Consider the following 20,936-nt stretch of genomic DNA (forward strand, 5'->3'; position numbering starts at 1 on the left):
TTGGTTAAGTACACAAACAATATTTTGTGCCGTACGCACAATCAACGAACTAGTATGCCAAACATCAGCGGTTTTACAAGGGGGTACAGAGCATTTTCCCTTGAAACGTCATTATTTTTGCACATTCTACACACAAACTCAATCCCTGTATGTAGAAAAGTATAATATTTACCTGCTTATTTGTAAAATTTTAACAAAATCTCCGTTTACGATAAAAAATGTTAGAAACCCATTCAAATAAGTTCATTTACAATTTCTTCAAATGTCGCACAAGGATCTTTCGCTTCAGTAATGGGTCGGCCGATAACGAGTTTTGATGCACCGGCCGCAATCGCTGATGCGGGAGTTGCCGTGCGTTGTTGGTCGCCCTTCTCGGCACCCCTTGGTCGAATGCCCGGCGTAATTATCAACGCTTCCGGACCCAAAATCTCACGCATCGAAGAAGCTTCCTGAGCAGAGCACACAAGGCCATCCGCACCAGCGCTATACGAGAGCTTTGCAAGGCGCTCCACCTCGCTTGCAACCGTATCACGAACGCCAATGGAAGACAGATCCTCTTCATTCATACTCGTAAGAATCGAAATAGCCACAAGCTTGGTACGGCCTTTTTCGCCCACACCGCGTATCTCCGCAGCTTCCGCAGCACCGCTTCTCCCGGAAGCAATCATGTGGGATCCACCAAGTGCATGAATGGATATGATGTCAGCCCCGGAGAGCGACGCGGAGCGCACCGCACCATGAACCTGAAACGGAATATCATGCACCTTAAGATCAAGAAACACGTTGAATCCACGGTCCTTCATCTCTTGCACAATACCGGGGCCATATCGATAAAACAACGTCATGCCAACCTTGACCCATCTGGCATGGTCCGCGAGAAGATCGGTAAGCTCAAGAGCTCGCACACGATCACAGTCAAGAGCCACGATAAGCGCATTGCGTGCCTCGGTATCACTTAGCATTCAAAAGCTCCAATCAATTCGTGTATATCGGATACGCCCTGTGATTCAGCCCACTTCGTAAGCTCCGCAAGAATCCGAGGAGCGCTCATGGGATCGTAGAGATTTGCCGAACCGACAGAAACCGCCGTGGCGCCCGCAAGAATAAACTCCGCAGCATCCTCGCCCGTCTCAACACCGCCAACACCGCAGATAGGAATCCGCACTGCCTGTGCACACTCCCAAACCATACGGACGGCAACATTGTGGCAAAGCGGTCCGCTCATGCCCCCGGTAGGTTTGGAAAGACGGCTGCGGCGCGTATGAACATCAATGGACATTCCTGAGAGCGAGTTTATGAGCGTCAGCCCGTTTGCTCCCTCCGCCTCAAGTGCCCTACCGATTTCGGCAACATTAACGGGAGCCATCTTAACCAAAAGCGGAAGGGTGGTAAGAGGCCGCACGGCGCGCATGACCTCAGCGGCCTGCCGGGGCGTAGCGCCAAGGGGCGTACCTCCCCTTGCCAGGTTAGGACAGCTGATGTTAAGTTCAAGGGCCGAGATATGCGGCGCAAGCTCTTCGGTGCGCTCCACGACATCAACCATCTCTTGCACCGAATGAGCCGCCATCTGCATAATGACGCGCGTCCCGCGATTTTCAAGCTCATCCATATACGAGCCAACATGATCGACAAAAGCGTCAATACCCGGATTTGCAAGACCAACGGAATTCATCATTCCGCTGGTAAGTTCACACATGCGAGGCGCAGGGTTGCCGTCCCACGGCACACGGGCGACACCTTTCATGGTAATGGCTCCAAGTTGTGACACGTCGTAAAAGCCCTCAAACTGCCAGCCATATCCAAACGTACCGGCCGCAGTGTTGATGGGATTTTTCATGGCAATGCCACCAAGGTTTACCGCCATATCAACGCCGCTCACCATGCCACCTCCTCTGCATCGAAGATGGGCCCGTCCATGCACGCAGACGCATACCCTCCACGCGCAAGGGCAACGTTACAGGTATTACAAGCCCCAAAGGCACAGCTCATCATGCGCTCCATGGACACCTGGCACGAAACATTGTATGTGTGCGCAAGACGGGCAACACTTCGCATCATCGGCTCAGGTCCGCAGGTATACACCGCATCCCAAACTCCTTGTGAAAGCGGCTCGGAAAGAGCATCGATCACCAAGCCCTTCACACCGCGAGACCCGTCATCGGTTGTCTCAATAACGTGTTTTGCACCAAGTGCTAAAAGTTCGTCTTTACCGTAGAGTCGTGAGCCCGTCTGTGCTCCGATACACGCATCAAAGGCAATGTCCTTCTCGGCAAGTACGCGAGCGGCCGCAATGAGCGGAGTAATACCAACTCCCCCGGAAACAAGCACCGTTCGTGTGGAAGTCGCAGATATCCGCCATGGCTTTCCACAGGGAGCCACCAAATTGCTTCTCTCTCCCGGCTGCATGCACGCAAGACGGCGCGTACCCTCGCCTACCGTGGCATAGATGAGTTCAAGTGTCTCATGAGCGCAATCAGCGTGCGAGAAGGACAGAGGAATCCTAAGGATGTGCGTTGAGTCGCCAGGAACCCTCACATTTACAAACTGACCCGGCTCCAGCACGTCAGCAAGTCCGGGAGCAGAAAGGATTGCTTTATACGTATCTTCTGCCACCAAAGAATTGGAGACGATCGTAAAGTCAAACAGGCGTGCCTTTCCCCGAAGCGCCATTACTTTTCTCCTTGAGGAGTCACAATGCCTTCCGCAAGCGTACGGCGACCTCCGACAAAGACGTCGGTAGCCACGCCGCAGAGCTTCTCGCCAATGAACGCGGAGTTCTTTGATTTGCTCTCAAAGTAGTCTTCGGTAACGTCTATCTTGAGATTGGGATCAATAAGCGTAAGGTCCGCCGCACAGCCGGCTTCAAGACGTATGGGCTCAAGACGCAAAATCCGACGGGGATTTACCGCCATGAGCTCCACCAGGCGGGTCCATGAAAGTTTGTTTAATGCCACCATACGCGTCAGCATCAGCGGCAGTGACGTTTCAAGACCAATGGTGCCAAAGTAGGCAATCTCCCACTCGGTGTCCTTCTCGTGTGCCGCATGCGGTGCATGGTCAGTCACGATGCAGTCGATGGTGCCGTCAACAACGGCCTCTTGAAGCGCGCGCGCATCATCGGCTGTTCTGAGTGGCGGATTCATCTTCAGATTGGTGTTATAGGTGGTCGTGATGTCTTCCTCGTTTAAGAAGAGGTGGTGCGGACAAACCTCGGCGGTAACCGGCAGCCCCTCAGCCTTTGCCTGACGCACCAAATCAGCACCGCGTGCCGTTGAGATATGGCAGATGTGCAAAGGACATCCCGTCAAGCGGCAGAGCTCAATGTCTCGGGAAATCTCCAACTCTTCTGCGAGTGCGGGCCAGCCAAACATGCCAAGGCGCGTACTGGCTCTCCCCTCGTTAATAACGCCGTTTGCGGAGAGGGACTCAACTTCGCAGTGAGCCGCCACGACGCGATTGAACTGCGAGACGTACTCCATGCAGGTGCGCATCATGCCGGCGCTCTGTACGCCATGGCCATCATCGGAAAAGGCACAGGCGCCCTCCATGACCATGTCGCCAATCTCGGCCAAAGTCTCACCCTTTGATTCTTTGGTGAGAGCTCCGATGGGACGGATGTGTACAAGACCGACTTCTCGCCCATGATCAAGCTGATAGCGAATCTCCGCTCCGGTGTCTGTAACCGGATTGGTGTTAGGCATGGTAGCGACATCGGTAAAGCCACCGTGGACCGCCGCCCGAGAACCCGTCTCGATGGTCTCTTTATATTCAAACCCAGGATCTCTAAAATGCACGTGCATATCAACAAGACCCGGCACCAAATACTTGCCCGCAGCATCAATGACGCGGGCGTCTTTTGGCGTCGCAAGATCTTTTCCGATCTGAGCAATCTCTCCGTCTTCAATCAAAACGTCACAGATATCATCAAGATGGAGCTGTGGGTCAATTGCGTGAGCAGCTTTAAGCAGATAGGCCATCAGATTCTCCTCCAAGCAGTAGATACATTGCAGCCATACGAGTCAAAACACCGGCATTAACCTGATTGAGGATGCGCGAGCGAGCCGAGTCGGCAACCTCCGTATTAATCTCCATACCACGGTTCATGGGTCCCGGATGGCACACAATCGCTTCGGGCTTCATGAGGTTTGCGCGGCGCTCGTCAAGACCAAAGAGACGGTTGTACTCACGGCGAGAAGGAATGGCGGCACCTTCCATACGCTCAAGCTGCACGCGCAGCATGTATACGACATCCATCTCAGGAATGACTTCATCAAGATCAGCGGTCTGAGGACAACCAAACCACTCGGGATCATCTACTTGGAACGTAGGAGGTCCCACAAGCGTTACCTCAGCACCCATGGTCTTGAGCGCCGGTGCAAGAGATCCTGCAACGCGGCTGTGCGACAGATCGCCCACAATGGCAACCTTAAGGCCATCCAAATGTCCGAAGTTTTCACGAATGGTATAGAGGTCAAGCATGGCCTGTGTGGGGTGTTGATGTTTGCCGTCACCTGCATTGATCACAATCGCGTCGGTGTTTTCCGTAATGCGCTGAGGCGTACCCGCCAGGCGCGCACGGCATACAAACATGTCTACGTTCATTGCATCGATAGTTTGAATCGTGTCTGCAAGGCTCTCGCCTTTTACGACAGACGAGGTGGAACCACCCATATTCAAGCTGTCCGCCGAGAGGCGCTTCTCGGCCAGTTCAAACGAAGACCGCGTACGCGTTGAGGGCTCAAGGAAAAGGTTGACAATGGTACGTCCGCGAAGAGCGGGAACCTTTTTGATATCACGGTTATTGACGGCTTCAAATGCCTTTGCAGTATCCAGAATCTGAGTAATGTCATCGGCAGTCAGGCTGTTGGTATCAATAAGATGTTTAACTGACAGCATTTACTCCATGCCCCCTTTAGCTTCATCGGTGTGGCGTTTGTCCCACACGCATACCTCATTTGTAGAGTCAATGGGTTCGACCTCAACGCGAACAATCTCCTCATGGGAAGACGGTACATTTTTGCCTACATAATCGGCGCGAATGGGAAGCTCGCGGTGGCCTCTGTCGACAATAACAGCCAACTGTACCGTTTTGGGACGACCATAATCCATCAGAGCATCAAGGGCGGCTCGGATGGTGCGGCCGGTATAGAGTACGTCATCAACCAGTACGATATCACGACCGTTAATCTCAAAAGGAATATTGGTTGCATGAAGCACCGGTGCAATGCTGCGCCGTACATCATCGCGATAAAAACTGATATCAAGCGAGCCAATCTGAGGCCGCTCTCCTTCAATTTTTTGGATTTCATCAGCAAGTCGCATTGCAATGGTTTCACCGCGGCGGATGATACCCACCAACGCAATGTTTTTGGTGCCTTCGTTATGCTCAATGATTTCATGAGCAATGCGAGTAATGGCACGCGAGAGAGCCGCATCGTCCATGATAACGGCCTTGGGTATGGTTTGCTCCATATACCCTCCTCAAAAAAAGATGCCTGACCACCACGCGGCACAGACATCCCGGAAAGTATATAAAGTTCTTTTTTCTTTCGGGTATCTCGTACCACGTTTAAAGACAGCAAGAGTGTAGCATACGGACGCCATAATCCGACTGAAAATTCACAGAGAAGCTCTTATATTCATCACTTAGGGACATTCTCTGTCATGAGCGCTTGAGATGCTCGTATGCTTCGCAGACCTCATCTACCGGTCCAAGCATACGCTGCTTTCCCTTTTCAATCCAAATGGCACGGTCGCAAATTCTCTGGACCAAATCAATCGAGTGGCTCACGAGAAGAACGGTAACGTTGTTGGAAGAAATGAGATCCTTGATGCGCTTCTCGCATTTTTGCTGGAACAAGAAGTCACCTACCGAAAGCGTCTCGTCAACGATCAACACATCCGGCTCGGTAACGGTTGCAATGGCAAAGGCAATTCTCGCCACCATGCCTGAAGAGTAATTTTTGAGCGGCATATCCATAAAGCCCTCAAGCTCCGCAAAGCTCACGATATCATCAAAATGCTCGTCAATAAATTCTTTTTTATAGCCCAAAAGCGCACCGTTAAGATAGATGTTCTCCTTAGCGGTCAGCTCCATATCAAAGCCGGCGCCAAGTTCAATAAGCGGCGCAATGGTTCCCATGACCTCACAGGATCCCTTTGTCGGTTCAAGAACGCCGGCAATGATTTTGAGCATCGTAGACTTGCCGGATCCGTTCGTGCCCACGAGGCCAAAGGCTTCTCCTCGCTTAACCTCAAAGCTAATGTCATCGAGGGCTCGAAACTCCTTGAAATTAAGCTCATGGTGGGCAAGGGCGATAAAGTACTCTTTCAAGGAATTGTATTGCTCGGACGCAATATTGAAAATTTCGCAGACATGATCGACTTTTACTACCGTCTGCGCGTCCTCGGAAGGAAGCGCGGGGCGCATGAAGTCATTTTCTCCGGCTACGACAACCCATGCCGTCACCGTTTGCGGATTGCCCTTAGGATCAAAAGCATCGATGTAGAGATGGTAGCGACCGGCCTCATCAAACGTATAGGTCCAGCTGGTGTCGGTAATGGAGCCTCCAAACTCATGCTCCGTCGTATCCCACCAACCGTCCTCCCAACAATCGTCTCGCGACCACACATAGTTGAAACGAAAGCCTTCAGGATTTGCGCCTTCGATACACGGAGTAGCAACAATGGGCTCGCCAACACGCACTTCATAGGCGCTCAGTGACACCTTAACATCCCACGTTAGCTCTGGTTTACGTGAATTGCCCATATTGCTCCTACGATTACTCTCTCTCGACACAACTCTATCGAGTATAGACCATACCGACAAGAGCTGCCCATGAAGGTCTTTTGAGCATTTCTCAATGAAGATTCCTTACGGTATCTCGCACGATAAGCCGCCCCGGAATACGAACGATCTCAGGCGTATATCCCGGTTTGCGCCCCAAGAGTGCATGTTCAAAGGCAGTGCGTCCGCGTTTAAGAAGGTCAAAGCGGATGGTTGTCAAATTGCAATGCGGGATATACCCCTCAAGAGAATCATCAACGCCGACAACACTGACATCTTCCGGAACCCGAATGCCTCTATCTTGAAGCGCCGCAATAATACCGAGTGCCATCTGATCGTTTGCCGAATAAATTGCCGTCATTTCCGTATCGGCTGAAAGCTTGCATCCTATTTCGTAGCCGCTGTCTGCCAACCAATTACCCGCAAGGGGTTGCACCACCGGAAGGCCGAAATGCACGAGAGCGTCTTCCCAACCTTTTTGTCGGAAATTTGAATCGATTGAGTACGAAGGGCCTGCCACAAAACGGATATTTCTGTGGCCTGCGTTTTTCAAGTACTCAACAACCGTCCATGAACATCCATATTGATCCGACTCCACCGTTGTGCAGCACGGATGTTCATACATGCTCAAAAGAACGGTTCCCATGCCGGGTTGCGGCTTAAATGAATCAAAATCAGATGCCATGAGACTCATGCTGATAATCATGCCGTCAACGGGAAGCTCGGTGATTTTGTGGGAAACGTCTTTTAGCGAAAGATTGTCGTCAACATTTTCAATCATGGTAATGGCATATCCGTGTTCGCGAGCAGCGGAGAGAATACCGTCTACGGTGGCTAAGTTACCAAACTCACGCACATCATACAGGCAAAGTCCTACCGAGTTATACTGTCCACTTCTGAGGGAACGACCGGCAAAGTTTGGCCGAAATCCAAGCTTTGCCATGGCTGCTTGCACACGCACTCGTGTATCTTCGTTAACATTTGATAATCCATTCGCCACTCGAGAGACCGTCTGCTGCGAGACACCCGCCTCCCGCGCAACATCTGCCATTGATATAGGGCGCTTTTTCTCAAGCGATCGTCTCGCCATGTGCTACCACCTCCGAATGTTAACGAACCCATAATAACAATGCGGTTGTTCATTATCAAAAATTTTCGTTGCGTTTGATATTGTGTACCGCTTGCAGTTCTCGACCGACCGCTTATCGAAAATATACCGCTGCACTCGAAAAAGATTCCGTTCACCGCAAAGTATTTGAGTACGTTAACATCATGGCTATACTTGAGATATATACAGGTTATGTACTGGGAGGTGTCATGATTTCTCGCACATTATTTGGAACAACGCCCGATGGTCTTCTGGCATATACCTATACGCTTGCCGCCGGATCTCAAGAGGTTGTACTTACTGACTTTGGTGCTGCCATTACTTCAATATCCATTCCAGACGCCGCCGGCAAAAAAAGCGACATTGTTTTGGGCTTTGACAAACTGGAGGATTATTTTGACAATCCGGCTTGCTACGGAATGACGGTGGGGCCTTCGGCCAACCGTACCGATAAAGCAGAAGTTCCTCTCGCCGGACACATCTATCATCTTCCAAAAAACGACGGGCCCACAAAGCAGAACAACCTTCACACTGATCTTGAACACGGTCTGCACAAACGTCTTTGGGATGCTGAAATTGACGAAGAGGCAAATTCCGTCGTATTTAGCCTCCGTCTTGACGACGGCACCTTTGGTCTTCCCGGCAACCGCTCTTTACACGCACGCTATACGCTTAAAGAAATACCTGAAGGAGCCGAGCTTCTTCTCACCTATAGCTGTACTTCAGATATGCCAACGCTGGTCAATATGACCAATCATACCTACTTTAATTTATCGGGACACGATCGCGGCACCGTACGCAATCATCTTGTTCAAATTACCGCAGATACCTACCTTCCCCTTCGCGAAGATTGCGTATCGCAAGGTGTTATGGCACCGGTTGCAGAAACTCCGTTTGACTTTAGAGCGCCAAAGTACATCGGAAAAGACATTGACGCCGATAACGAGCAAATCCACCGGGCTCATGGATATGACCACTGCTTCTGCATTGATGGATATACGCCACAGGGGGAGCCGCGTCTTGCGCTTCTCGCCACCGGAACAAAAGCAGAGCTCACTATTTTGCTCACAACTCCGGGAGCTCACTTCTACACCGGAAACTGGCTTGGCGATATAAACGCCAAAGACGGAGCCGTTTACGGACCAAACGACGGCTTTGCTTTTGAGCCGGAATTCTATCCCGACTTTATCCATCATCCTTCATGGAGCCAATCATGCTGTGACGCAGACCATCCGTATATAGAGTCGATCGTCTATCGTATCCGCCCGCGAGAAGAGCCCATGCGTTCATAAGCCGTGCGTACATGATTTGATTTTGGCATATCAGCCCCGTCGTAAAGGAATTTTTATGACCCACCAGATTAGCCCGCGTCTCAGCAGTCGCCTCGAAGTTGCCAAGGCGCTTTTTGAAAAACAATTTGGCACCCGTCAAACATATCTTGCCGTTCATGCTCCCGGTCGTTCGGAGATTGCCGGCAACCATACCGATCATGAGGGAGGTCACGTTATTGCAGGCGCACTCAATGTCTCAATTGACGGCATTGCAGCGCCCAATAACACCGATATGATCCGCGTGGCAAGTGAAGGATACGAATCCTTTGAAATTACCGTTTCTGAGCAAGAGAAGAATACGGACGAATATCTTTCAACCATCGGCATTACCCGCGGAATGCTTGTGGCACTGGTCAACCGGGGCTTTACCCCACGGGGATTTGATATTGCACTTACCAGCACCGTTCCCGGAGGCGGCGGACTCTCTTCTTCTGCAGCCATTGAAGCGGCTTTGGGACGCGCCATGGAAGCGCTTTGGGAGGGCCCTGAACTCTCCCCCGTTGATTTGGCTCTTGCTTGCAAGTTCTCTGAAAATGAGTATTTTGGCAAGCCCAGCGGCCTTATGGATCAGCTTTCCGTTTGCATGGGCGGCCTTGCGTTTATGGATTTTGAAGATCCCGCAGCTCCTAAGACTGCCAAACTTGACTATAACTTTGAGGACTACGGATATGCGTTGTGTCTTATTGACGTTGGCTCCGATCATGTTCTCTTTACCGATGAATACGCCGCCGTTCCCGTTGAAATGCAGAAAGTAGCCGCCGAGTTTGGAAAAGCGCGTCTCTGTGAAGTAGACTCCAAAAACTTTAACGATCGCGTCGTAGAGCTTCGCGAGAAACTGGGAGATCGAGCCTTACTTCGCGCCATTCACTACTGGTACGAAAATGACCTTGTCGATAAGCGCTGGAGTGCACTTACCCACGCAGACATTCGTGAGTTTCTTTCTCTTACCCGTGCATCCGGCGCGAGTTCTGCCATGTATTTACAAAATGTTTCCACTGCCGGCAGCTTCCAGCCCGCCATGCTTGCTCTCGGCCTTGCCGAGCATATATTGGACGGTCGCGGAGCTCTACGCATCCACGGAGGCGGCTTTGGCGGCTCCGTCCAGTGCTTCGTGCCGCTTGATATTGTCGAGACCTTTACAGAGGAGATGAACACTTGGTTTGGCGACAACGCATGTCAGCGCTACGCAATCTCTGAGGAAGGAGCTTGGGCACAATGGCTGTAAATACCGAAAAAACCGATAACGCCGAAGAGGACATCGATGTCGAGAAGGACATCCACGCTGAAAGAGCCATCGCGCAAACCGTTCAAAAACTGATTGACTATGCTGTCTTGACAGATCTTATCGGCTGGAACGATCGTATATGGAGTTACAACCTTGTGCTTGATCTCATTGGAGCCGAAGGACCGGCACCTGATGAGACTTGGGTACTTGCGGAAAAAGATTCGTGTGGCGGGCATGCGGGGGCATCTGCGGATACATTTGATTTGAAAGATATGTTGGCGCTTCTTGCACGCGCAGCCGTCTTAAATGGAAAGGAAGAAGACACCGCTGCCGGACGCGATCGCATATCCATGCGTATCATGGGCATCCTGATGCCAAAGCCTTCCGATATTTTCCGGACGTTCCGAGCTCTCTATGAAAAAAACTCCCCCAAAGCCGCAACCGACTATTTCTATCGGTTAAGCTGCGATGCAGGGTATGTCAGACGAGAAGCCATCGCACGAAATATTCAATGGACAACCCCCACGAAGTGGAAAGACTTGGAAATCACAATCAACCTCTCCAAGCCTGAAAAAGACCCTCGTGAAATAGCGGCCGCAGGAGCCGCTGCGGCTGCAAAAACTACGGGTAATGCGGGAGTCTCAGGAGCCGCAAAGACCGCGGGAACCGCACAATGTTCCGGCGAGAAATACCCCGCCTGCCAGCTGTGTATTGAAAATGAAGGCTACTCGGGGCGAGACGCTTCTTCCGCTTTTGGAGCTCATCCAGCTCGTCAGAACTTGCGCATCATTCCCATTGAGCTTGGCGGCGAGCGTTGGGGACTTCAATACAGCCCATACGCATACTTTACCGAACATTGCATCGCCATGAGCGCTCATCATCGCCTCATGCATATTGATCGCAGTGCCCTTGAGTGCTTATTTGATTTTGTTGACTTCCTCCCCCATTACTTCGTTGGCTCCAATGCCGACTTGCCTATTGTGGGAGGATCCATTCTCAGCCACGATCACTTCCAAGGTGGTGCGCACGAATTTCCCCTTATGAAAGCCGATGTCTCAGAAACCTTTGGCTTCCACAAATATCCTGATGTAAAAGGAGAAATCCTCACGTGGCCGCTTTCCGTAGTACGGCTTACTTCTTCCAACAAAAAAGCTCTTCTCGATGCGTCCGATCATACTATCGCAACGTGGAGAGCATACTCGGACGCGTCTGTTGGAATCATCGCTCACTCTGCGGACGGAACGCCTCATAATACGGTAACCCCTGTCGTACGCCGCGTTAATTCCCACTATGAGGTCTATCTCATACTGCGTTGCAACATCACCTCAGACGAGCATCCGCTGGGTGTATTTCACCCTCACGCTGAGTACCATCACATCAAAAAGGAAAACATCGGCCTTATTGAAGCCATGGGTCTGGCCATTCTTCCTCCGCGCCTTGCAAAAGAACTCAATGCAGTTGGAAAGGCACTTTTGTCCGCCGTGGAAACAAACGATGAAGAAGCCCTCAACGCAGCGCTTCTCGCCACCCCTGAAACAGTCTCTCACGCGCCATGGGCCCTTGAATTATTCCGCCGTCGCAAACAAGACATCGCGCAAAACCCCGGACACATTGAAGAGATTCTCCACGACGAGGTAGGAAAAGTCTTTGGACATGTCCTGGAAGATGCGGAGGTCTTCAAATGGGACACGGCCGGTCGAGAAGGACAACGCCGCTTCATTGAGGTACTTCTCACGTCATGATTTTCTCACACTACAAAATCCACTCCAAAATGCTTTGGAGTGGATTTTATCTCTGAACACCATTTCAGAGGTGAATTTAAAACCAAACTTCGAACTTAGCTGCAGTGTAAGCTTAGTCGTGATCTTTCTTTTTGCCCTTCACCAGCTCAGGAGACTTCTCGCCACCAACGCTTTCCGGAGTCACCACAACCCGCGTAATATCCAAGTCAGACGGCAAATCAAACATAGTCTCTTGAAGAGTGGATTCGCAAATGGCACGCAAACCACGGGCACCGGTACCACGCTCCAGAGCCTTGCGGGAAATCTCCCGAAGAGCTTCATCGGTAAACTCAAGATCAACGCCCTCAAGCTCAAACATACGACGGTATTGCTTGACAAGAGCATTCTTGGGCTCAGTCAAAATGCTTACGAGATCGTCTTCACCCAGTTCTCGCGTAGAGGTAATGACGGGAATACGGCCGAGAAGCTCGGGTATCATGCCAAACTTATGCAAGTCCTGAGGCATCACCTTAGCGATAAGATCAGACTCGCCTTGGTCAAAGCGCTCAGCAACATGAGAGTTAAACCCGATGCCCTTCTTACCGATACGATCCGCAATAATCTTATCGAGACCAACAAAGGCTCCGCCACAGATAAAGAGGATGTTGGTGGTATCAATGTGAATAAGCTCCTGTTGAGGGTGCTTGCGACCGCCTGTTGGAGGCACACTCGCCTCAGTTCCCTCCAGAATCTTCAGGAGCGCTTGTTGAACTCCCTCACCGGAAACATCTCGGGTAATGGAGAGGTTTTCCGCCTTACGAGCAATTTTGTCAATCTCGTCGATGTAAACAATGCCAACCTGCGCACGCTCAACGTTTCCGTCAGCCGCCGTGATGAGTTTCAGAAGAATGTTTTCAACGTCCTCGCCAACATAACCGGCTTCCGTAAGCGTGGTGGCGTCGGCAATGGCAAAAGGAACCTCCAAAAAGCGGGCAAGTGTCTGAGCAAGCAAGGTCTTGCCGGTACCGGTAGGTCCAAGCAGCAAAATGTTTGACTTTGCAATCTCAACGTCCTCATCGCCCTCAGCGGGCTCATCATTGCCTGAGAGAATGCGGCGATAGTGGTTGTATACCGCAACGGACATAGCCCGCTTGGCGTCTTCCTGACCCATAACATACTGCGACAACTCGTCATAAATCTCATGAGGCGTAGGGAGGTTCTTAATGAGAGGCTCGTCTGAGGTGGCATCACTACGCTCGGCTTCTTCAAGCTCAAGCTCAAACGAATCGTTAATCATGTCGCTACAAGTGCGCACGCACTCATCGCAGATACAAACACCATCCGGACCTTGAATGAGCTTGTTTACCTGACTGCGACTCTTGCCACAGAAGGTACAACGCATCTCTTGGTCATCAAAGGGGAAACCTTGCTTTTTTGACATTAAAAAGCCCCTTACTCAGCCTTTGATTGATCGTTACGGGAAGAAATAACGCGATCCACAAGGCCATAATCAGCTGCCTCTTGGGCGCGCATATAATTGTCACGCTCGGTATCAACGTTTACTTTCTCAAGCGGCTGCCCGGTATACTCTGAAAGAAGTTCATTAAGGTGCTGGCGAAGCCACTTTGTCTCATCGGCAACAATTTGAATATCGGTTTGCTGACCTTGGACACCACTTGACGGCTGATGGATCAAAACCATGGAGTTTGGAAGTGCCAAACGTTTTCCCTTTGCACCGGCGGCGAGAAGAACGGCGGCCATTGAAGCTGCCATACCCACGCAAATAGTTGAAACATCGGGCTTGATAAAGTTCATCGTATCAAGAATGCCCAGACCGGCGTACACATCTCCGCCAGGAGAATCAATGTAGAGTGAAATGTCCTTCTCGGGATCCTGGCTTTCAAGATGGAGGAGCTGTGCAATAACGAGGTTTGCGGAATCTCGTGTCACGGGCTCACCGAGAAATACGATACGGTCATTGAGCAACCGAGAATAAATATCATAGCTGCGCTCGCCGCGGGGAGTCTGCTCGATAACATATGGAATGAGCGGAGTGTTTGTTGGAACGTTCATGCATCCTCCTTGTGTATACAATCAGTCTCTAAAAGGATACCCCGAGACACTATATTCTATCCCGGGGTATAAAATCTATCTAAGCAGATTCTCTTTACTGAGCGTCTTTTTCGTCTGCTTTGTCTGCATCTGCCTTGGATTCTTTTGTTTCCTTCTTAGTTGACTTTTTGGCAGCGGTCTTCTTGGCGGGCTTCTTCTCGGCTTCTTTCTTTGCGGCTTCAGCGTCCTGCTCGGCAATCTCATCCTTTACGGTAACCTGAGCATTATCGCGGAGCCAATCGAGTGCCTTGGAGCGACGGATAGACTCACGTATGGCAGGAAGACGGCCAGCGCTTCTCCACTCCTCGATAGTCTTTTCGACATCCTTGACTCCTGCCTTCTCAAACTCAGCACGGACATCATCGTCGGTGGCTTTGATATCCTGGTTGCGAGCAACCGCATCAAGCGCTAGAGACTGGCGAGCACGCTCGTCTGCCTGCTCCTGAAGGTCTTTGATGAAGTCATCGGTCTTAATGCCGCGAGCAGCAAGGAACATATCAAGGGTTGCTCCTTGACGCTGTAGATTATTGAGGAACTCCTGTGCAATCTCGTTGAAAATTTCATTTTTATACTCAGCGGGGACCTCATCAAGCTGCAGGCGTTTACCCATCTCTTCAACAACGCGATCTTCTTTGAGGGTTGGAAGAGAGTTTTTCTTATCGTTTTCAATCTCTTCCTTAACGGCATCGCGAAGTTTGGCTACAGTATCGAAACCAAAGTTCTTCTTTGCCAAATCATCAGTCAGCTCTGGCGTAACAGCCTTTTTATGAGCAACAAATTTGACCTTGATGTCATAGTCATGTGAGTGAACCTCGTCGCCATGGGTATGGCTGTGAGTCCACTTGATTTCCTTCTCTTCACCGGGCTTCATGCCAATGAGCTCCTTCTGGAACTCTTCCGGAATCTGAGTGCCGTCCAACGTAATGGTGCGACCCTCGCCTGCCATATGAGCAGCACCTTCGATGTTTTCAACATCAACGGAAATGACATCGCCCTCTTTAGCGGCGCGCTTCTCCTTTGTGTCTTCATAGGTAGTCTGATAGCTCAAAAGTGTCTTGATCTGACGATCAATCTCGGCATCGGTTGCTTCTTCCGGCGGCATGGTGATAGCCGGTGCATCATACGAATCAAGCTGTGCGTCAGGGCGGACGTTAAAGGTTACCTCATAGGTGTAATCCTTGCCCTCCTCTACGAAATTATCATCCTTGCCATAATCTCCCCGTCCGATGGGAACAAGATCAAGCTCTTCAAATACCTGAGGCTCTGCTGTGCCGAGAAGATCATTGGTTGCCTGAGCAAGCACTGCATCATAGCCGACAACGCTATTAATAACAGGACGCGGTGCTTTGCCCTTACGAAAACCCTGGAAGGAATACTTATTAGCAATGTCTTTGTAAGCCTGCTTAACCGCAGCGTCAACGTCTGCAGCAGGAATGGTGACCTTAACGGCAAGCTTCTGATCTTTTGGCTTGTCAGCGGTAACGGTGATGTTCAACGTTCCTCCAGTGTCTCGAACCTATACGTGCTGGATGTACCAGCGGCTTTCTACGTTGCCCGTGGTGCGGGCGGAGGGAATCGAACCCCCATGGACTCAGTCCACTAGAACCTAAATCTAGCGCGTCTGCCAGTTCCGCCACGCCCGCAAAATTCACGTAGCCTTGAAATAATAGCAAACATCCAGCGTTACACTGTCGAGAAGTGTAAAACCACTTGATTTTTCACCAATATAGCGCCTACGTACTACAATCTCATTGGAATTCCCAAGCACGTTCAACCGGTTGTTCCAAATCCAAACGACTAAACGTCCTAAAATGTCAGAAGGCAATACGTATTTTGTTTGGTGGTGTTCATGTTTCCTGACTTTCTCGAAGACTCGGCCGACGTCGTTGCACAAAGATTACTTGGCTACACATTTACGCGCACTATCACTTACGCCGGCGAGAAGCACACCTTAGTTGCCCGTATCGTCGAAACCGAAGCATACGATGAGAGTGATCCTGCCAGCCATGCGTTCGGTGGCAAAACCAAACGCAACGCTGCCATGTACGGGCCAGCCGGCCATCTCTACGTCTACCTTTCATACGGGATGCATTTCTGCTGCAATGTCGTTTGTAGCAAAGATGGCTACGGTTCCGGTGTGCTCATCCGAGCCGTTGAACCGATTTCGGGAATTGAAACGATGCTCGCCCTCCGTGAAAGCGGTAAAACTCGCAAACATCCTCTACGCGATTACGATCTCACCAATGGTCCCGGTAAAGTTTGTGCCGCCCTCAGCATTGATCGTACACTCTACGGGCATAATCTGCGCAAGACTCCCCTTGTGCTTTCTGTCAACCCTCTTCATGACGGCGAACGCATCATTGCAACGCCACGTATTGGTATCAGCAAAAACGCCAATGCTCTGAGAAGATTTTCTATCGAGGGGAACCCCTTTGTATCAAAGTAGTTCCCCTCGCTTCTAGCACACACCCTGAGCCATCATGGCATCAGCGACCTTCAAGAAGCCTGCGATATTAGCGCCAAAGATAAGATTGCCGGGATGTCCGTACTTCTCGGCAGCCTCAGATGCGGCAGTGTAAATGTTTGCCATGATATCTTGAAGCTTTGAATCAACCTCATCAAAGGTCCATGAAAGATGTTCGGCATTCTGAGACATCTCAAGGCCCGATACGGAGACGCCTCCGGCGTTGGCAGCTTTGCCGGGTGCAAAGAACACGCCATTCTCAACTAGGTAATTGGTTGCTTCGAGTGTCGTAGGCATATTGGCACCTTCAACAACAAAACGCGTACCACCAGAAACCAACTTCTGAGCGTCTGTAAGTTCCAGCTCATTTTGTGTTGCGCAAGGCATGGCAATGTCGCACGTCTCACCCCACGGACGCTCGCCCTCGTGATAGATTGCACTGGTACGAGCCTCGGCATACTCTCTGATGCGAGCGCGGCGCACCTCCTTGACATCTTTCAGAAGCTCAATGTCAATACCATCAGGATCGTATACGTAGCCGGAAGAATCAGAAACGGTGACAACTTTGGCGCCCAACTGTTGTGCTTTTTGAGCGGCGTAAATGGCGACGTTTCCGGAACCTGAAATGCAGACCGTCTTACCATTGAGCGTCTCGCTCTTCTCGGCAAGCATGTGTGTGAGGAAATAAACCGCACCGTAGCCGGTTGCCTCCGTACGCGCAAGAGAGCCTCCAAACGGAAGACCCTTACCGGTAAGTACTCCCGACCACTCATTGCGCAAGCGCTTATACTGGCCAAACATATAGCCAATCTCACGTGCACCGGTGCCGATGTCACCGGCGGGAACATCGGTGTTAGGACCAATATGGCGATAGAGCTCCGTCATAAACGACTGACAAAATGCCATCACTTCTCTATCGGACTTGCCCTTGGGGTCAAAGTCAGAACCTCCCTTGCCACCACCCATGGGGAGCGTGGTCAAGGAGTTCTTGAAAATCTGCTCAAACCCAAGGAATTTTAGGATTGAAAGGTTGACGGAGGGGTGCAAGCGCAGCCCGCCCTTATACGGTCCGATTGCTGAATTGAACTCAATACGATATCCGCGATTTACCTGAACCTTTCCGGCATCGTCAACCCAAGGAACACGGAACATGATGATACGCTCGGGCTCCACCAAACGCTCAAGCAATGACACTCGTTCATACTCAGGATGTGCATCAAGAGCAGGCTGAATGGTTGTCAGAACCTCACGCGCTGCTTGAATAAATTCTGGCTGATCCGCATAACGCTTCTCCAGCTCAGCAATGATCTTCTCGGAATAACTCATAGTGCTCCCTTCATATGTGTTGTAAACAGAATACGTCTATGTGTCGAGAAAATCGCTTTTCTTACCAAGTTGAAACAAAATGAAAACATGAATTTCACTATCAAATTTCAAATTGAGCATTGCCGCAAACGACAGACTCCCCTATACTTTTCTTTCGGCTCGGGGTGTAGCGCAGCTTGGTAGCGCAACTGCTTTGGGAGCAGTGGGTCGCTGGTTCGAATCCAGTCACCCCGACCAGCTTTCGTACGTTTTGCTCTATGCGGCGGTAGTTCAATTGGTAGAGCATCAGCCTTCCAAGCTGACTGTTGCGGGTTCGAGTCCCGTCCGCCGCTCCATTTTTTATTGCGCACTCATCCGTATGTATGCGCTACATCCAAGCTCACCAACGGGTACTAACCCAACCGATGAATAAAATGCTTTTGATTTTTCCGTAGAATCCGTGAGAAGCTCCACCTGATACACGGAAGCATATTTTTTCAGAATGGCCCGCATCAATGCAGAGCCTACACCTTGCCTTTGATATTCTGGAAGCACAAGAATGTCTTGAACGAATACGATGGATATACCGTCACCGACAACGCGAACAGCTCCAACGAGCTTCTCTTTTTCAAATGCACCCAAAATGCAAAGTGAGTTTTTGTACGCTTTTTCGAGCATCTCCGGACAACTTGTATAGTTTGTCCAGCCAACGCTTTGATAGAGGTCAATGATTTCTTGTTCATTGTACGTTTGGTACTCTTTGATTTCCATGTTCTTTTCCAAACTCAGCGCTCCCGGAGTAATTGCGGTATTGCAGCGAAGCACTCATAAACCTGACCTCATATATCATAGAGGGAGACGGCGTGCTTTGCCAGCATCCCGGCCAGCGCACCGATTTCCAAGCGAATGACCTGCAAGGTAGAGGGATTTGTGAACAGGTGCGGATAGGCAAAGATAACGGTCTGCTTGGCCTTCTCGTCTATGTAAATGTTTGTCTCACAGCCAAGTTCCTGAGAGAGTTCTGCCTGAATAGTGGGGAAAAACTGCTCCTCAAGGAAAACCTCCACCCGTGCATTGGCTTTTTTGTTGAACGCATCCTGCTTGGTGTTGGAGCGCTTTTCCCATGGCTCGTCCTTACTGTATCCTAACAACCGCCAATCCAAAATCAGATCAATATCTTCGGAAAAGCGGCTGATCAGATTGAATGCTTTGAAAAGATTGGTGCCGTCTTTGAAGGTAATAGCGTTTTCCAGGGGCGGCGGTGGATTTCCGGCCTTCGTGACTGCTCATGCACTCATTCAGACCTTACTGGCAACCATTGAAAGTGCGTTACTTTCCGCTCTTTTCATTCCCTTTGCCCGGTATCCAGCCGTTCAAGAAATGACATACCTTATCATCAGCGTTGGATTGCTTCTTGCCATTAGCTTTATGGCGGCCGTAGTCGGCGTTCATGTGTTGATTAGACGCAACAACTTTCTGGCCGTTTCCTTTAGCAGCGTCTTACTGATTACTTTTGCCGGTGCATTCTATCCCATTGACTCACTTCCAACATGGGCAGCTACAATTGCCGCATACAACCCTATCACCTATCTTGTAGACATTATCCGAGCTGCCCTCTTTGGCATAGAGCCATTGCTGACGCCTCCTCTTGAGATAGGCATTTGCATAGCGTTTCTTGTTGGCCTCATTATTGCTGCGTTCTGTGTTGCTCATTGTCCATTTGATACATCAAACGTACAGAACGTATGATACTAAGCAAGAAGGCTGGTTAAATCGCTATAGAAGGTCTAAATGGACAACAACGCAAGGTTTAAATAAACAGCTACCCAAACCTGTGAGGTACTTTTGCAGAGCTGTGAGGTACTTTTTTATGGCGATAAGACCGGTTTTCTCGCCAAAAGTACATCACAGCCCCATGTTTTGAAGCAGAAAAGTACATCACAGGTTGTGAGAAGTACATCACAGGTCACAGGATGTACCTCACAGGTTGTGAGAACTACATCACAGCTCGTCAAACCCACCTCACGGGTTTCCCTTATCAGCACATCAGATGAACAGGATAAAGCGTTTCTCCAAGCGACGAAACACCGCGTATCCCACAATGAGGACAACAAAAGCTGCTACCACACAACCCATAATAGTGCCACGGGAAGGAAGCTGCTGAAAAAGTAGGCAATCACGAATAAACGTTACATAGTGATACATAGGATTGAAACGCTCCACCTGCAGCATCCATGGCGACATGATGTTTACCGAGTAAAAGAGCGGTGTACCATACATCCATGCCGTCACAACGACGCTCCACAGGTGAATAATGTCGCGGAAAAAGACTGCCAGCGCAGAGAGTAAAAGCGAAATACCAACGCAAAACAGCGTCAAAAGCAGCAACGCAACCGGCATAAGCAATGCATACACCGTAAGCGGTATTTGAAAGACTACCATAACCACCGCTACGGCAATAAGCGAGAACGCATAGTTTACTACGGCAAAAAGCACCTTTTGCACGGGAAAAACGAGACGGTTGATACGCACCTTTTTAAGAAGGCTGGAGGCGTCAATGATTGAGCGCATACCCATAGTCGTCGCATCACTCATCAGCTGAAATGCCGTATTTCCCAAAATAAGATAGAGCGGATAGTTGACCACATCTGCCGCTCGGTTACCCAAAAAAGTAGAGAAGACCACCGCCATAACAATCATCATCAAAAGCGGGTTCAAAACCGACCATACCACGCCCAGCACACTGCGGCGATATTTAAGCTTGAAATCCTTACCCACAAGCTGGCGCAAAATATACTGGTCACGCTGCTTTGGCGGATACCAGGCATCTCTGCCGGACACCGCAAGCATGTCGGAAGTTTCTTTAGCCACTCGGCATCCCTT

At 50.3% G+C, this 20,936-nt stretch carries 20 protein-coding genes and 3 tRNA genes; 7 read left to right on the top strand and 16 right to left on the bottom strand.

The features are described 5' to 3' along the window. Nucleotides 1–233: 233 nt before the first annotated feature. From pyrF to ATORI0001_RS01340, 8 genes are all read right to left on the bottom strand, one after another. On the bottom strand, nt 234–962 hold the full coding sequence (pyrF, locus tag ATORI0001_RS01305; RefSeq protein WP_003148759.1) for an orotidine-5'-phosphate decarboxylase: 729 nt from the start codon (nt 960–962) through the stop codon (nt 234–236). After that, the gene (locus tag ATORI0001_RS01310; RefSeq protein WP_003148646.1) at nt 956–1,882 is read right to left on the bottom strand and encodes a dihydroorotate dehydrogenase; all 927 of its coding nucleotides are present in this window, start codon (nt 1,880–1,882) and stop codon (nt 956–958) included. Before ATORI0001_RS01310 ends, pyrF begins: the two co-directional genes overlap by 7 nt. After that, the gene (locus tag ATORI0001_RS01315; protein ID WP_003148229.1) at nt 1,876–2,670 is read right to left on the bottom strand and encodes a dihydroorotate dehydrogenase electron transfer subunit; all 795 of its coding nucleotides are present in this window, start codon (nt 2,668–2,670) and stop codon (nt 1,876–1,878) included. Before ATORI0001_RS01315 ends, ATORI0001_RS01310 begins: the two co-directional genes overlap by 7 nt. Then, nucleotides 2,670–3,977: a dihydroorotase gene (locus ATORI0001_RS01320; RefSeq protein ID WP_003148145.1), complete on the bottom strand. Its 1,308-nt coding sequence runs from the start codon at nt 3,975–3,977 to the stop codon at nt 2,670–2,672. The genes ATORI0001_RS01315 and ATORI0001_RS01320 overlap by 1 nt, the downstream gene beginning before the upstream one ends. Then, the gene (locus tag ATORI0001_RS01325) at nt 3,961–4,896 is read right to left on the bottom strand and encodes an aspartate carbamoyltransferase catalytic subunit (RefSeq protein WP_003148139.1); all 936 of its coding nucleotides are present in this window, start codon (nt 4,894–4,896) and stop codon (nt 3,961–3,963) included. The genes ATORI0001_RS01320 and ATORI0001_RS01325 overlap by 17 nt, the downstream gene beginning before the upstream one ends. Beyond that, nucleotides 4,897–5,472 carry a bifunctional pyr operon transcriptional regulator/uracil phosphoribosyltransferase PyrR gene (gene pyrR, locus ATORI0001_RS01330; RefSeq protein WP_003148182.1) on the bottom strand — a complete coding sequence of 192 codons (576 nt, stop codon included), beginning with the start codon at nt 5,470–5,472 and terminating at the stop codon, nt 4,897–4,899. A 190-nt stretch (nt 5,473–5,662) separates the two neighbouring features. Beyond that, entirely contained in the window at nt 5,663–6,769 is a 1,107-nt protein-coding gene (locus ATORI0001_RS01335; RefSeq protein WP_003148216.1) for an ABC transporter ATP-binding protein, read from the bottom strand. A 91-nt stretch (nt 6,770–6,860) separates the two neighbouring features. Further along, nucleotides 6,861–7,877: a LacI family DNA-binding transcriptional regulator gene (locus tag ATORI0001_RS01340; RefSeq protein ID WP_003148634.1), complete on the bottom strand. Its 1,017-nt coding sequence runs from the start codon at nt 7,875–7,877 to the stop codon at nt 6,861–6,863. A 227-nt stretch (nt 7,878–8,104) separates the two neighbouring features. Here ATORI0001_RS01340 and ATORI0001_RS01345 point away from each other — a divergent pair, with 227 nt between their 5' ends. The 3 genes from ATORI0001_RS01345 to ATORI0001_RS01355 are packed head-to-tail and all read left to right on the top strand — an operon-like array spanning nt 8,105 to nt 12,193. After that, nucleotides 8,105–9,187 (top strand): aldose epimerase family protein, encoded by a 1,083-nt coding sequence (locus tag ATORI0001_RS01345; RefSeq protein WP_040324411.1) that lies wholly within the window; start codon nt 8,105–8,107, stop codon nt 9,185–9,187. A gap of 55 nt (nt 9,188–9,242) precedes the next feature. Beyond that, nucleotides 9,243–10,451, top strand: coding sequence for a galactokinase (locus tag ATORI0001_RS01350; protein WP_003148567.1), 1,209 nt, complete (start codon nt 9,243–9,245; stop codon nt 10,449–10,451). Continuing rightward, nucleotides 10,442–12,193 carry a UDP-glucose--hexose-1-phosphate uridylyltransferase gene (locus ATORI0001_RS01355; protein WP_003148426.1) on the top strand — a complete coding sequence of 584 codons (1,752 nt, stop codon included), beginning with the start codon at nt 10,442–10,444 and terminating at the stop codon, nt 12,191–12,193. Before ATORI0001_RS01350 ends, ATORI0001_RS01355 begins: the two co-directional genes overlap by 10 nt. 112 nt (nt 12,194–12,305) lie before the next feature. On the opposite strand, the gene clpX is transcribed toward ATORI0001_RS01355, so the two are convergent. The 4 genes from clpX to ATORI0001_RS01375 all read right to left on the bottom strand — a co-directional run bounded on the left by clpX (nt 12,306) and on the right by ATORI0001_RS01375 (nt 15,927). After that, nucleotides 12,306–13,613: an ATP-dependent Clp protease ATP-binding subunit ClpX gene (gene clpX / locus ATORI0001_RS01360; protein WP_003148639.1), complete on the bottom strand. Its 1,308-nt coding sequence runs from the start codon at nt 13,611–13,613 to the stop codon at nt 12,306–12,308. Nucleotides 13,614–13,624: 11 nt separating this feature from the next. Further along, complete coding sequence (locus ATORI0001_RS01365; RefSeq protein WP_003148551.1) at nt 13,625–14,245, bottom strand: ATP-dependent Clp protease proteolytic subunit; 621 nt, start codon at nt 14,243–14,245, stop codon at nt 13,625–13,627. Between the two features lie 94 nt (nt 14,246–14,339). Continuing rightward, on the bottom strand, nt 14,340–15,779 hold the full coding sequence (gene tig, locus ATORI0001_RS01370) for a trigger factor (protein ID WP_003148250.1): 1,440 nt from the start codon (nt 15,777–15,779) through the stop codon (nt 14,340–14,342). 62 nt (nt 15,780–15,841) lie between these two features. Next, nucleotides 15,842–15,927: transfer RNA gene (locus tag ATORI0001_RS01375), tRNA-Leu, on the bottom strand. Nucleotides 15,928–16,133: 206 nt separating this feature from the next. Between ATORI0001_RS01375 and ATORI0001_RS01380 the strand changes: the two genes are divergently transcribed. Then, a complete protein-coding gene (locus ATORI0001_RS01380) occupies nt 16,134–16,730 on the top strand; it encodes a DNA-3-methyladenine glycosylase (protein WP_003148207.1) in 597 nt (198 codons plus the stop codon). 12 nt (nt 16,731–16,742) lie between these two features. Here the strand turns inward: ATORI0001_RS01380 and gdhA are convergent, their stop codons facing one another. Beyond that, a complete protein-coding gene (gdhA, locus tag ATORI0001_RS01385; protein ID WP_003148283.1) occupies nt 16,743–18,074 on the bottom strand; it encodes an NADP-specific glutamate dehydrogenase in 1,332 nt (443 codons plus the stop codon). 160 nt (nt 18,075–18,234) lie between these two features. On the opposite strand from gdhA, the gene ATORI0001_RS01390 reads away from it, so the two are divergent. Next, a tRNA-Pro gene (locus tag ATORI0001_RS01390) sits at nt 18,235–18,311 on the top strand. Nucleotides 18,312–18,333: 22 nt separating this feature from the next. Beyond that, nucleotides 18,334–18,409, top strand: a tRNA-Gly gene (locus ATORI0001_RS01395). A 4-nt stretch (nt 18,410–18,413) separates the two neighbouring features. Here ATORI0001_RS01395 and ATORI0001_RS01400 read toward each other — a convergent pair. Then, entirely contained in the window at nt 18,414–18,824 is a 411-nt protein-coding gene (locus tag ATORI0001_RS01400; RefSeq protein WP_202813990.1) for a GNAT family N-acetyltransferase, read from the bottom strand. Nucleotides 18,825–18,892: 68 nt separating this feature from the next. Next, nucleotides 18,893–19,306, bottom strand: a complete 414-nt coding sequence (locus ATORI0001_RS01405; protein WP_081450664.1) for a nucleotidyl transferase AbiEii/AbiGii toxin family protein — start codon at nt 19,304–19,306, stop codon at nt 18,893–18,895. On the opposite strand from ATORI0001_RS01405, the gene ATORI0001_RS01410 reads away from it, so the two are divergent. Next, entirely contained in the window at nt 19,275–19,802 is a 528-nt protein-coding gene (locus ATORI0001_RS01410) for an ABC transporter permease (RefSeq protein WP_003148379.1), read from the top strand. The genes ATORI0001_RS01405 and ATORI0001_RS01410 overlap by 32 nt on opposite strands. Nucleotides 19,803–20,099: 297 nt before the next feature. Here ATORI0001_RS01410 and ATORI0001_RS01415 read toward each other — a convergent pair whose 3' ends face one another. Next, nucleotides 20,100–20,903, bottom strand: coding sequence for an ABC transporter permease (locus tag ATORI0001_RS01415; RefSeq protein WP_040324466.1), 804 nt, complete (start codon nt 20,901–20,903; stop codon nt 20,100–20,102). Nucleotides 20,904–20,936: the final 33 nt, after the last annotated feature.

This window comes from Lancefieldella rimae ATCC 49626, assembly GCF_000174015.1.
GTDB classification, from domain to species: Bacteria; Actinomycetota; Coriobacteriia; order Coriobacteriales; family Atopobiaceae; genus Lancefieldella; species Lancefieldella rimae.